Source organism: Bacillus cereus group sp. MYBK108-1, from assembly GCF_051917185.1.
GTDB lineage: Bacteria > Bacillota > Bacilli > Bacillales > Bacillaceae_G > Bacillus_A > Bacillus_A cereus.
Genome location: NZ_JBQAHZ010000003.1, coordinates 43449 through 57104, shown reverse-complemented (window position 1 = coordinate 57104; position 13656 = coordinate 43449). Strand labels below are relative to the sequence as shown.

The window sequence follows — 13656 nt, the reverse complement described above, 5'->3', positions numbered from 1 at the left end:
CAATTTTGGAAAAAAAGGTCGTATTAGTAGATGGTAATAATATCGCGTATCGTGCTTTCTTTGCACTACCGCTTTTAAATAACGACAAAGGTATACATACGAACGCAATTTACGGTTTTACAATGATGTTAATGAGAATATTAGAGGAAGAAAAGCCAACTCATATGTTAGTGGCGTTTGATGCAGGCAAAACAACGTTCCGTCATAAAACGTATAGTGAGTATAAAGGAGGACGTCAAAAGACTCCACCTGAATTATCAGAGCAGTTCCCGTTTATTCGTGAGATGCTGGATGCGTTCAATGTACCGCGTTATGAATTAGAAAATTATGAAGCGGATGACATCATGGGAACGTTAGCGAAAGAAGCGAGTGAGCAAGGGGCGAGTGTAAAAGTTATTTCAGGAGATAAAGATTTACTTCAACTTGTTTCTGATAACACGCTTGTATGTATTCCGCGAAAAGGGATTACAGAAGTGGATGAATATACGAAAGAAGCTTTATTTGAAAAATACAGCTTATCACCAAAGCAAATTATCGATATGAAAGGTTTAATGGGAGACCAGTCAGATAATATACCGGGTGTACCAGGAGTTGGTGAAAAAACGGCAATTAAATTGTTAACACAGTTTGGAACGGTTGAAGCGGTGTATGAAAATATAGATCAAGTAAGTGGGAAGAAATTAAAAGAAAAACTGGAAGAAAATAAAGAACAAGCTCTTATGAGTAAGGATCTTGCAACTATTATTACAGATGCGCCGATTACAGTTCATGTGGATGATATGGCGTATAAAGGATATGAAGCAAGTGATGTCATTCCAATGTTCGAGAGTTTAGGATTTACATCTCTTTTAAATAAATTAGGCGTTACGCCAGAAGAAACAGCTCCAGCTGAATTAGATGATATTACATTTGATATTGTGGAAGAAGTTACAGAAGAAATGCTTCAGCAAGATAGTGCGCTTATCGTTGAAGTACAAGAAGATAACTATCATAAAGCAGACATTCAAGGTTTCGGTATTCAAAATGAAAATGGATGTTACTTTATTCAGACAGACATTGCTCTTAAGTCAGATGCTTTTAAAGAGTGGCTTGCAGATGGAGAAATGAGAAAGCATACATTTGATGCGAAGCGTGCAATCGTTGCACTGAAATGGAATGGGATAGATATGCAAGGGATTGACTTTGATCTATTAATCGCTGCTTATTTACTTGACCCGGCTGATACAGATAAAGATTTCCGTACTGTAGCGAAAATGAAAGAAACGCATGCTGTGAAATCAGATGAAGAAGTTTACGGAAAAGGTGCGAAGCGTGCTGTTCCAGAGTTAAAGGTAGTCGCGGAGCATGTGGCTCGTAAAGTGCATGTATTATATGATGTAAAGCAAACATTCGTTGAAGAGTTAAAGAAGAATGAGCAATATGAACTGTTTACAGAGTTAGAATTGCCGCTTGCACGTGTATTAGCTGATATGGAAGTAAAGGGTGTAAAAGTTGATACAGAGCGTCTTCGTAATATGGGAGAAGAACTTGCGGGTAGATTAAAGGAAATGGAACAGGAAATCTATAAGCTTGCGGGAACAGAGTTTAATATTAATTCACCGAAGCAGCTTGGTGTTATTCTGTTTGAGAACTTAAACTTACCGGTTATTAAAAAGACGAAAACAGGTTATTCTACGTCAGCTGATGTACTAGATAAGCTTATGAATCACCATGAAATTATTCCAAATATTTTACATTATCGTCAATTAGGGAAACTAAATTCAACTTACATTGAAGGTTTACTGAAAGTTGTACATGAAGATTCATCTAAAATTCATACTCGCTTTAATCAAGTGTTAACGCAAACAGGTCGATTAAGTTCAACGGATCCGAACTTGCAAAATATCCCGATTCGATTAGAAGAAGGAAGAAAGATTCGTCAGGCATTTGTTCCATCAGAAGAAGCATGGATTATGTATGCGGCTGATTATTCACAAATCGAACTGCGTGTATTAGCTCATATTGCAAATGATAAAGGGCTAGTTGAAGCGTTCCAACATGACATGGATATTCATACGAAAACAGCTATGGATGTATTTGGCGTTGAAAAAGATGAAGTAACTTCAAATATGAGACGACAAGCGAAAGCTGTTAACTTCGGAATTGTGTATGGTATTAGTGATTATGGTCTTTCACAAAACTTAGGAATTACAAGAAAAGCAGCAGCGGAATTTATTGAAAAGTATTTAGAAAGTTTCCCTGGTGTACAAGAATACATGGAGGACATCGTAAAAGATGCGAAACAAAAAGGATATGTAGCTACATTATTAAATCGTCGCCGTTATATTCCAGAAATTACGAGTCGTAATTTTAACTTGCGTAGCTTCGCTGAGCGTACAGCGATGAATACACCAATTCAAGGTACTGCAGCAGATATTATTAAAAAAGCGATGATTATTATGGCAGATCGTTTAGAAGAAGAAGGATTACAAGCGCGTCTTCTTCTGCAAGTACACGATGAATTAATATTTGAAGCACCAAAAGAAGAAATCGAAAAATTAGAGCAGCTTGTACCTGAAGTAATGGAACATGCGATTGAACTTGCAGTTCCGCTGAAAGTTGATTATTCTTACGGTCCAACTTGGTACGACGCAAAATAAGGAAGTGATGAAATGCCTGAATTACCAGAGGTTGAAAACGTCAGACGGACACTTGAAAATCTTGTAACAGGAAAAACGATTGAAGATATTATTGTTACTTATCCAAAAATAGTGAAACGACCGGATGATGCAGAAATCTTTAAAGAAATGCTAAAAGGCGAGAAGATTGAAAATATAAAGCGAAGAGGAAAGTTTTTGCTTTTATATGTAACGAATTATGTCATTGTTTCACATTTGCGTATGGAAGGTAAGTTTTTATTACATCAAGAGGATGAGCCGATTGATAAACATACGCACGTCCGTTTCTTATTTACAGATGGAACGGAATTACATTATAAAGATGTGAGAAAGTTTGGTACGATGCATCTCTTTAAGAAAGGTGAAGAAATGAACCAAATGCCTCTTGCTGACTTAGGTCCGGAGCCATTTGATGCTGAAATGACACCGCAGTATTTACAAGAAAGATTACAAAAGACAAATCGTAAAATAAAAGTTGTGCTACTGGACCAGCGTCTTTTAGTAGGGCTTGGAAATATATATGTAGATGAAGTTTTATTCCGTTCTCAAATTCATCCAGAACGAGAAGCTTCGTCTTTAACAGTAGAAGAAATTGAGCGAATTTATGAGGCTACCGTTACAACGCTAGGCGAAGCAGTAAAGCGTGGCGGAAGTACAATTCGGACGTATATCAACTCACAAGGGCAAATTGGTTCGTTCCAAGAACTCCTAAATGTATATGGGAAAAAAGGAGAGCCGTGCGTAACTTGTGGCACGATATTAGAAAAAACAGTTGTTGGCGGGCGAGGAACGCATTACTGCCCAATTTGTCAGCCTAGAATATAGAAAAGAGATAACATCGGATAGGCATTTGTCATATACATACAGCAGAGCTATGTATAAGGGAGGAGCTTACCGATGTACCTTTATTTATCTCTTATTTTATTAGCTTTTACATTAAGCTTAGATAGCTGTAGTGTAGGGCTAACATATGGTTTAAGAAGCGTAAGAATTCCACTAAGATCAATTATAATTATCGGAATGTGTTCAGCGGCTGTTATGCTTGTTTCAATGGGAATTGGACATATGATCGCGAAAGTATTTTCACCTGTTATCGCAACGCGTATCGGTGGGCTTGTTCTTATTGGAATAGGGATTTGGGTATTATATCAATTTTTTCGAAGTGAGAAAAAAGAAGAACCGAAGCAAGAGGAGAAGGTCTGGAAATTAGAGATTGCCTCGCTAGGGCTAGTGATTCAAATTTTACGGAAACCGACTGTAGCAGATTTTGATAAATCAGGCACCATTTCTGCAGGAGAAGCATTACTTCTTGGTATAGCTCTTTCTGTAGATTCATTTGGTGCCGGAATTGGTGCATCTTTATTAGGGTATGCACCCGCTATGATGGCGATATTAGTTGCAGTTATGAGTTCTTTGTTTTTATTTATTGGAATGAAACTTGGAACGGTTTTATCAAATATGAAATGGTTACAAAAATTTACATTCCTGCCTGGAGTATTACTCATCATTATTGGAATTTGGAAAATGTAAGTATGGGCGTGGAACATTAGTTTCGCGCCTTTTATTATGAGGAGGATTATTATGACAGTAGTAATTGGATTAACGGGAGGCATTGCAAGCGGAAAAAGTACAGTGTCTCAAATGTTTCGTGAACTGAGCATACCAGTTATTGATGCAGATATTATCGCAAGAGAAGTTGTAGAGCGAGGAAAACCAGCATATAACAAAATAGTAGAAGTATTTGGAACGGAAGTGTTACAAGAGGATGGAGAACTAGATCGTGCAAAACTAGGAAGTGTCGTTTTCTATAATGAAGAAAAACGATTGCAGTTAAATAAAATTGTTCATCCTGCAGTGCGTGAGGAAATGAATAGGCAAAAGGAAATGTACATAAAAGAAGGTATGCAAGCGGTTGTGTTAGATATTCCTCTCTTATTTGAAAGCAAATTAACAAGTCTCGTTGACCGCATTTTAGTTGTAGCGGTTAAGCCGCATACGCAATTAGAACGTTTAATGAAACGAAATAACTTTTCAGAAGAGGAAGCAACAGCTCGTATTCAATCTCAAATGCCGTTAGAAGAAAAAATGAAAAATGCAGATGAAGTGATAAATAATGATGGCACAATTATGGGAACGAAAACACAATTGCAGGTAATTTTAAAAAAGTGGAACATTATTGACTAAAAAATTGTGAAATTAATGAAAATGCTTAGTGACATATCCCCTTTTTGTGTTATACTATTATTGGGATTGGAGATAAATAGTATAACGCATTCAAGGGGGATAACATATTATGACTCGTGTGGCAATTAATGGATTTGGACGTATTGGGAGAATGGTATTTCGTCAAGCAATAAAAGAAAGCGCATTCGAAATTGTAGCAATCAATGCAAGCTATCCATCTGAAACGTTAGCACACTTAATTAAATATGATACAGTTCATGGCAAGTTTGACGGAACAGTAGAAGCATTTGAAGATCACTTATTAGTTGATGGAAAAATGATTCGCCTTTTAAACAACCGCGATCCAAAGGAATTGCCTTGGACAGATTTAGGTGTTGAAGTTGTAATTGAAGCAACTGGTAAATTTAATTCGAAAGAAAAAGCAATTCTTCACGTTGAAGCTGGAGCGAAAAAAGTTATTTTAACAGCGCCTGGTAAAAATGAAGATGTAACAATTGTAGTTGGTGTGAACGAAGACCAATTAGATATTACAAAACATACTGTTATTTCAAATGCATCTTGTACAACAAATTGTTTAGCGCCTGTTGTGAAGGTGTTAGATGAGCAGTTTGGAATTGAAAACGGTTTAATGACGACAGTTCACGCTTATACAAATGACCAAAAAAATATTGATAACCCACATAAAGATTTAAGAAGAGCACGTGCTTGCGGACAATCAATCATTCCGACAACGACAGGTGCTGCGAAAGCGCTAGCAAAAGTTCTTCCACATTTAAACGGAAAACTTCATGGTATGGCACTTCGTGTACCAACACCAAACGTGTCTCTTGTTGATTTAGTAGTAGATGTAAAACGCGATGTGACAGTTGAAGCTATTAACGATGCATTCAAAACTGTTGCAAACGGTGCGTTAAAAGGTATTGTAGAATTCAGCGAAGAGCCTTTAGTATCTATCGACTTTAATACAAATACACACTCAGCTATTATCGATGGTTTATCTACAATGGTAATGGGTGATCGTAAAGTGAAAGTACTTGCTTGGTATGATAACGAGTGGGGCTACTCTCGTCGTGTTGTAGATCTTGTAACATTAGTTGTTCAAGAGTTAGCGAAACAAGAAAATGTGCAACACATTTAAGTGAATAAGGGAGGAGAGGGCAAGGCAATATTTGCCCTCTTTTTTTAATTTTTTCTGAAAAGGAAAAAAATTATATAAGTATATTTTAAAAAGTGGACATACCACGAAACGTTGTGATTACTGCATTTGTGAATCGTTTATTTTTTTTAGGGAAAAGTAAAGAGGAAAATATGACAGAAAATCGAAAAAACTGTTGTTGCAAAATGAAAATAAACAAAGTATACTAACACTCGTAAACTTAAGAGCTGAGGTACGTAGTCACTACTTAAAGGGTTAGGACCTCTCTGGACTAACTTTCCCCCGTGGTAGTGGAGCAAGCCAAATTGCAAATTAGTTTTCAATTCGAACAGTTAGAATAAATTTACAAGGGGGAACTGTAGAATGGATACTATGGATACGATGGGTCGTCACGTGATCGCTGAACTTTGGGATTGCGATTTCGACAAGCTTAATGACATGCCGTATATTGAACAATTATTTGTGGATGCAGCACTAAGAGCTGGTGCTGAAGTGCGTGAGGTTGCTTTCCATAAATTTGCACCACAAGGTGTAAGTGGAGTAGTAATTATCTCAGAATCACATTTAACAATTCATAGCTTTCCGGAGCACGGTTACGCAAGTATTGATGTTTATACTTGTGGGGATCGTATTGATCCAAATGTTGCTGCAGAATATATTGCAGAAGGTTTAAACGCGAAAACGCGTGAGAGCATCGAGCTTCCTCGAGGCACTGGTAGCTTCGAAATTAAGCAGAGAGAAACAAAAGCTCTTTAAAAAAGAACATAATTGATTTAAAATGTAAAGAGGTGTATAATGCACCTCTTTTTTAGTTTATAAAAAAGGGAAAATATAACGTACTCGTTAGTTGAATAAATTGGACTCTTGCAAATGAGGTAGTGCCCTATATACCATCTTATTTTTAAGGATGAGATGATAAAGTGATGCGCTGGAACTTAAAGTGGTAAGAGAGTTAGAATGAGTTATATAATATTGTATATATATTTTAGGTGAAGTGAGTAGAGAAAAATAAAGAGTATAGTGTAAAGGAGTGAATGAATTGCGTTGTCCATCCTGTTCTCATAATGGTACAAGAGTGTTAGATTCGCGTCCGGTAGACGAGGGGCGCTCTATTCGAAGAAGGAGAGAGTGTGAAAGCTGCTTAAGTCGCTTTACGACCTTTGAAAGGGTAGAAGAGTCACCTCTTATCGTTGTAAAAAAAGAAGGCACACGAGAAGAGTTTAATAAAGAAAAGATTTTACGCGGTTTAATTAAAGCGTGTGAAAAAAGACCAGTATCTTTAAGACAATTAGAAGAAGTAACACAAAGCGTGGAACGTGAACTGCGTAATTTAGGTATATCAGAAGTGAAAAGTGATATGATTGGTGAAATTGTTATGGAAGAACTTCGCGATATTGATGATGTTGCTTACGTACGTTTTGCTTCTGTATATCGTCAATTTAAAGATTTAAATGTATTTATTGAAGAATTAAAAGATATACTGCAAAAAGAAAGAGAGTAGAAGTTGTATTTTATTCTCTTTACATACCGTAAGTAATAGGATAAGAGAGCTAGAAGCGCAAGCTAATAGCTCTTTTTCACTAAGAATTTATATAATGAAGATAGAACGAATGAAGTAGAGGATAGATTGGATGAGAGAAAGGAAAAGCAAGAATGGAAAAACAGTCATGGATGGAGCTATTGCCGATTGATCGTTATAAAGTAAGTGCGAAAGGACTACTGCACAATTACGACCGAAAAGTGTTAACGATGTTATATCAGCCGTTAATAGGTAGTAGAGCTTTTAGCTTATACATGACACTATGGGGAGAGCTAGAGCAAGATCGTGTATTTGGAAAAGAGAATACGCATCATTCCCTTATGGTGACTATGCAAATGCAACTTCCTGAAGTATATGAGGAACGAGTAAAGTTAGAGGCAATTGGGCTTTTGAAGGTATATATTAAGAAAGAAAAAGATATTCGAATGTTCATATATGAGTTGCAACCACCTTTATCTCCGAAGCAGTTTTTTGATGATATTGTTTTAAGTATCTTTTTATACAATCGATTGAGCAGGACAAAATATAATCAAGTAAAGCAATATTTCTTAGAAGAAGAATTTGATTTTGCTTCTTATGAAAATGTTACGCGTTCTTTCAATGATGTGTTTGGTTCGTTTAATCCAGGACAGCTTGAGCATGCGCAAGAAGACCTTCGTATTCCCAAAACGACAACTATGCCAAGTAACGAGAAGGGAGACGCTCCGAAAGTTTGGAATGATTTCTTTGATTTCTCTTTATTTGTAGATGGATTGTCCGCTCTTGTTCCTAAAAAGGCGATTACAGATCAAGTGAGAGACTGCGTTATAACACTTGCTTACGTGTATGGTGTAGATGTGTTATCGATGCAAAATATCGTTCTTGGTGCAGTGACAGAGATGCAAACAATTGATATGGAAAGGCTTAGAAAAGGAGCGCGCGATTGGTATCAATTTGAAAATGGTCAAGCATTACCGGTATTAAGTGAAAGAGTACAGCCTCATGCTGCACGTACGATGAAAGAGAAAGAGCCTTCATCGCAAGAGGAGATGCTAATAAAGCAGCTAGAGGAAATCTCACCAAAACAACTATTGAAAGAGATTTCTGGTGGTGCAGAGGCAACGAAAGCGGACTTGCAGATCGTTGAAGATGTCATGATTAATCAAAAATTGACACCAGGAGTTGTGAATGTACTTATTTATTACGTTATGCTACGCTCAGATATGAAACTTGCGAAAACGTATGTCGAGAAGATTGCTGGGCATTGGGCACGTAAAAAGGTCGGTACAGTAGCGGACGCGATGGCGTTAGCGAAAGAAGAGAACCGTCAATATCAAGAGTGGGCTGAGACGAAGAAAAAAGGCCGTACGGCGAAGAAAACGGTGCGGAAAGAAATGGTGCCAGATTGGCTTAAGGAAGAAGAGCCGAAAGAACAAGAGAAAGAAACAGTGAAGAAAGATGTAAGTGTAGAAAAAGATGCAAGTACGCTAGAAGATGAACGAAAACGACTAGAAGAAGTGTTAAAAAAATATAAGCGTGATTAATAGAAGAGAATGAACGCTCTTTGAGGTGAGAAAATGGAGCATATTCAAAATTCATTTGCAAAATTAATGGAAAATGAAAACTTTAAAAATAGATATGAAGTATTAAAGGCAGAAGTAATGGCGCATCCGCGTGTGAAAGAATTTATAGATGAACATAAGGGTGAAGTAACGACTTCTATGATTGAGCGCAGTCTTGTGAAGTTATATGAATATATTGGACAAAGTGTAGGTTGCGTGGATTGTCCGGATTTAGGCTCATGTAAAAATATGCTACAAGGGTACGAGCCAAAGCTTGTTATTCAAGGGAAGATGATTGATATTCAATACGATCGCTGCGTTAGAAAAGTAGCGCATGACGAGAGAAAGAAATATGAAAAACTTGTTCAAAGTGTATATATGCCAACGGATATTTTACAGGCAACTATGGAAAACTTAGATCCTTCGGATTTAAATGCACGTATCGATGCGATTGGTGCAGCGAATGAATTTTTAAGTACATATGAACCAGGTAAAAAAGCACAAGGTTTATATTTGTACGGTAAATTTGGTGTAGGAAAAACGTATTTGTTAGGAGCAATAGCGAACGAGCTTGCTCGAAAGAAAATAAGTTCGATGCTCGTATACTTCCCGGAATTTTTACGTGAAATTAAAAGTTCAATTCAAGATAATTCGATTGGTGAAAAGATTGATGCGGTTAAACGCGTACAAGTTTTAATGTTAGACGATATCGGGGCAGAAGCGATGTCAAGCTTTGTCCGTGACGATGTACTCGGTGCAATCTTGCAATTCCGTATGTTAGAAAACTTACCGACGTTCTTTACGTCTAATTTTGATTTTAAACAACTGGAACACCATTTAACGTATACGCAGCGTGGTGAGGCTGAAGAAATGAAAGCAGCACGTATTATGGAACGAATTAAATATTTAGCGAAACCAATTCCGATTGGTGGGAAAAACCGTCGTCATAAGTAAAAGAGCAAGCTGAGAAGCTTGCTCTTTTGTATTATAGTGATATTTTCTTTTCAAATATGAGGTCGAAATATTCAGGTTGTCCAGAACTGCCAATCGTAGGGGCAACAATCTGTACGAACCTCCAGCCATTTCTAGCATGTTCTTGAATAATTTCTTGGTAGTCTTCAGCTGGTTTTGAGCGAGTGAACCCCCAATGTAATTCGATTTTTACGAATTTATATTCAAACATTCGGATACTCCTTTTTATTGATAAGTAAAGTATACAATAAAAATTCATAGTAGCTTGTATCATTTTTTTCTCCCTCCCTTAATATATATAAAATTAGCAAGCCATATTGAGTGGATTTTCTAACGATAGGAAATGTAATTCTACTAAGAGTGAACTTCACGCGGAACGGACTCTTATAGGATTTGTAACGTATAGATACAGTCCTTTAGAGCGGGGATAAAAGGGGGGACAAAAGTGATTGAAATTTGCTTCGAAGAAAAAAATGATGCTATGTACGTATATAGACAATTGCTGAAAAGAGCGGAAGTATTATATAAGGAAACGAGTGTGTATTTACAGGAACAAAAAGTGGTGATTCACATACCAGTACGTGAATCGAATTATATTGAAAAGATCTTATTGCCAGTAATGGTGTATTTCATTGTGAATGTGAAACAAAATGAGTGGATTTATACGATTTTAAAAGAAAAGTTTTTTTATGAAGAACAAGAAGAGTGTCATCAAATATTGCATATGGCACATGAGATTTTAAAGGGAAGAAGAAAAGGTGTAGCTCAGGATTTAACGCGTAACGCATTTGAGTCATATATTAAGTCTTCTTTAAATAATTGGCTTTGTGATCCGCTCTCATTCTCGTTTTCATCATATATCCGTTTTCGTCTTCGTACATATAGGGAAATGGTGGCTAAACTTGCGGAAGTGGCAATTGATGAATATAAGATGGAGCAAGAATACCAAATGTTCATTGAGACGCTTCGGCAACAAGTAAGTAGCCGTAAATCACGTTTGTCTTGCGTGCATCTTATTTTTGATGAAAGCTTTATCTTTTATGATGATAAAGGTAGACGTTTAAAACAGGAGAAGTTGGTCCAATATATAGATGAGGAATTATTAAAGCAAAATGATGTATATATTGATACGAAAGTAATTGCGCCGCTTCTTTCTATTTCGCCCAAAAAGATTTATTTATATACGAAAGAACAAGACCATAATATGATAATTACTTTGCGAAATGTGTTCCAAGAACGGGTCCAATTACATGGATTACATGATTTTGAGCGCAATGTGAAAAATTTAAAAAATAAAGGTAACGCCCTTGATTTTCTAAGTTTTTGAGCATATAATTACCTACATAAATGAAATATATTGAAATGTCATGATGAGGACATGAGTAGTTTTCTACGATTTTCAGAGAGGGAAGCCTTAGGGTGTGAGCTTCCTAGTACGGGATTATTACTTACCACCTCTAAACTTTAGCAGTGAACGGTTTTTCTAGTAATTGCTAACGGACAACACCGTTATGTTGAACTTGAGCAATTAACAATTATGTTAATTGGAACAAGGGTGGAACCACGAATTCAACACTCGTCCCTTTTTACGGGATGAGTGTTTTTTATTTTGAGAAAAAGAGGAGTGACCAGTGATGGCAGATGTAGTTAAAATTACTTTCCCTGATGGAGCTGTGAAGGAGTTTCCAAAAGGCGTAACAACTGAAGAAATCGCAGCTTCTATTAGCCCAGGCTTAAAGAAAAAAGCTGTAGCTGGAAAATTAAACGATGAGATGATCGATCTTGTTACACCAATCGAAGAAGATGGTGCAGTTTCTATCATTACATTAGATTCTGAAGATGGCCTATATATTTTACGCCATTCAACAGCCCACCTTTTAGCACAAGCGTTAAAACGTTTATATAAAGATGTTAAGGTTGAGCTCGGCATTGGTCCAGTAATTGAAAATGGCTTCTACTACGATATTGATATGGAAGAAGCAATTACAGTTGAAGACTTCAAGAAAATCGAAAAAGAAATGCAAAAAATCGTGAACGAGAACTTAGAAATCGTTCGTCATGAAGTACCACGTGCAGAAGCAATTCGTCGCTTTGAAGAAATCGGCGATGAGTTAAAATTAGATTTAATTAACGATCTTCCAGAAGATGCAGTTATTTCAATCTATGAGCAAGGCGAATTCTTCGACCTTTGTCGTGGTGTTCACCTTCCATCTACAGGGAAAATTAAAGTGTTTAAATTATTAAGCGTTGCAGGTGCTTACTGGCGCGGCGATAGCAATAATAAAATGCTACAACGTATTTACGGTACTGCATTCGTTAAAAAAGCGGAATTAGATGAGCACTTACGTATGCTTGAAGAAGCGAAAGAGCGCGATCACCGTAAATTAGGTAAAGAATTAAAACTATTTACTAATAGCCAAAAAGTAGGACAAGGTTTACCACTTTGGTTACCAAAGGGTGCAACAATTCGTCGTATTATCGAGCGTTATATCGTTGATAAAGAAGCAAGCTTAGGCTATGATCACGTATATACTCCAGTACTAGGAAGCAGAGAGCTTTATGAAACTTCTGGTCACTGGAACCACTACCGTGATGGCATGTTCCCATCAATGGAAATGGATAACGAAGAATTAGTTCTTCGTCCAATGAACTGTCCTCATCATATGATGGTTTATAAAAATGATATTCACAGCTACCGTGAATTACCAATCCGTATTGCGGAACTTGGAACAATGCACCGTTATGAAATGTCAGGTGCGTTATCTGGATTACAACGTGTACGCGGAATGACTTTAAACGATGCGCATATTTTCGTTCGTCCAGATCAAATTAAAGAAGAGTTAAAACGTGTTGTAAACTTAACTCTAGAAGTGTACAAAGATTTCGGTTTAGAGAACTACTCATTCCGTCTATCTTACCGCGACCCAGCAGATACTAAAAAGTATTATGCGGATGATGAGATGTGGGAAAAAGCACAAGGTATGTTAAAAGAAGCTATGGATGAAATGGGTCTTGATTACTATGAAGCTGAAGGTGAAGCGGCATTCTACGGTCCAAAACTTGACGTTCAAGTTCGTACTGCTCTTGGAAAAGACGAAACACTTTCAACTGTACAATTAGACTTCTTGCTTCCAGAACGCTTTGAATTATCATACGTTGGTGAAGACGGTAAACAACATCGTCCAGTTGTAATTCACCGTGGTGTTGTATCAACTATGGAACGTTTTGTAGCCTTCTTAATTGAAGAATACAAAGGTGCATTCCCAACATGGTTAGCTCCAGTTCAAGTACAAGTAATTCCAGTTTCTCCGCAAGTACATTTAGACTATGCGAAGAAAGTACAAGACGAATTGCGTCGTGCTGGTATCCGTGTTGAATTAGACACTCGTGAAGAGAAGATCGGTTACAAAATCCGTGAAGCACAAATGCAAAAAATTCCGTACATGCTTGTAGTAGGTGACAATGAAGTAACTGAAAACGGCGTAAACGTACGTAAATATGGTGAACAAAAATCAGAAACAATCGCATTAGATGCTTTTGTTGACATGATTAAAGTAGAAGGAAAACGATAAGAAAAAGCCGCGGTATACCACGGCTTTTTTATGT

At 37.0% G+C, this 13656-nt stretch carries 12 protein-coding genes and 1 other annotated feature; of the genes, 11 read left to right on the top strand and 1 reads right to left on the bottom strand.

What is annotated here, in order from left to right:
- Positions 1–5: 5 nt before the first annotated feature.
- From polA to dnaI, 9 genes are all read left to right on the top strand, one after another.
- Positions 6–2639 (top strand): DNA polymerase I, encoded by a 2634-nt coding sequence (gene polA, locus ACTFSL_RS06630; RefSeq protein WP_440041406.1) that lies wholly within the window; start codon positions 6–8, stop codon positions 2637–2639.
- 12 nt (positions 2640–2651) lie between these two features.
- Positions 2652–3482, top strand: a complete 831-nt coding sequence (mutM, locus tag ACTFSL_RS06625) for a DNA-formamidopyrimidine glycosylase (protein WP_440041404.1) — start codon at positions 2652–2654, stop codon at positions 3480–3482.
- 72 nt (positions 3483–3554) lie between these two features.
- Complete coding sequence (gene ytaF, locus ACTFSL_RS06620; protein WP_000281744.1) at positions 3555–4187, top strand: sporulation membrane protein YtaF; 633 nt, start codon at positions 3555–3557, stop codon at positions 4185–4187.
- Between the two features lie 51 nt (positions 4188–4238).
- Positions 4239–4841, top strand: coding sequence for a dephospho-CoA kinase (coaE, locus tag ACTFSL_RS06615; RefSeq protein WP_440041402.1), 603 nt, complete (start codon positions 4239–4241; stop codon positions 4839–4841).
- Positions 4842–4950: 109 nt separating this feature from the next.
- Positions 4951–5979: a glyceraldehyde-3-phosphate dehydrogenase gene (locus ACTFSL_RS06610; RefSeq protein ID WP_000198975.1), complete on the top strand. Its 1029-nt coding sequence runs from the start codon at positions 4951–4953 to the stop codon at positions 5977–5979.
- Between the two features lie 390 nt (positions 5980–6369).
- The gene (gene speD / locus ACTFSL_RS06605) at positions 6370–6753 is read left to right on the top strand and encodes an adenosylmethionine decarboxylase (protein ID WP_002003660.1); all 384 of its coding nucleotides are present in this window, start codon (positions 6370–6372) and stop codon (positions 6751–6753) included.
- 283 nt (positions 6754–7036) lie between these two features.
- The gene (gene nrdR, locus ACTFSL_RS06600; RefSeq protein WP_001203687.1) at positions 7037–7498 is read left to right on the top strand and encodes a transcriptional regulator NrdR; all 462 of its coding nucleotides are present in this window, start codon (positions 7037–7039) and stop codon (positions 7496–7498) included.
- Between the two features lie 152 nt (positions 7499–7650).
- Positions 7651–9060 (top strand): replication initiation and membrane attachment family protein, encoded by a 1410-nt coding sequence (locus ACTFSL_RS06595; RefSeq protein ID WP_000415049.1) that lies wholly within the window; start codon positions 7651–7653, stop codon positions 9058–9060.
- A 33-nt stretch (positions 9061–9093) separates the two neighbouring features.
- A complete protein-coding gene (gene dnaI / locus ACTFSL_RS06590; RefSeq protein WP_000400104.1) occupies positions 9094–10032 on the top strand; it encodes a primosomal protein DnaI in 939 nt (312 codons plus the stop codon).
- Between the two features lie 31 nt (positions 10033–10063).
- Here dnaI and ACTFSL_RS06585 read toward each other — a convergent pair whose 3' ends face one another.
- Positions 10064–10261, bottom strand: coding sequence for a DUF4177 domain-containing protein (locus tag ACTFSL_RS06585; RefSeq protein ID WP_017674348.1), 198 nt, complete (start codon positions 10259–10261; stop codon positions 10064–10066).
- Between the two features lie 234 nt (positions 10262–10495).
- Between ACTFSL_RS06585 and ytxC the strand changes: the two genes are divergently transcribed.
- Both ytxC and thrS read left to right on the top strand, forming a co-directional pair.
- Complete coding sequence (gene ytxC / locus ACTFSL_RS06580) at positions 10496–11377, top strand: putative sporulation protein YtxC (protein WP_103622276.1); 882 nt, start codon at positions 10496–10498, stop codon at positions 11375–11377.
- A gap of 31 nt (positions 11378–11408) precedes the next feature.
- Positions 11409–11637, top strand: a binding site (T-box leader).
- A gap of 47 nt (positions 11638–11684) precedes the next feature.
- Positions 11685–13622: a threonine--tRNA ligase gene (gene thrS, locus ACTFSL_RS06575; RefSeq protein WP_000786083.1), complete on the top strand. Its 1938-nt coding sequence runs from the start codon at positions 11685–11687 to the stop codon at positions 13620–13622.
- Positions 13623–13656 lie beyond the last annotated feature (34 nt).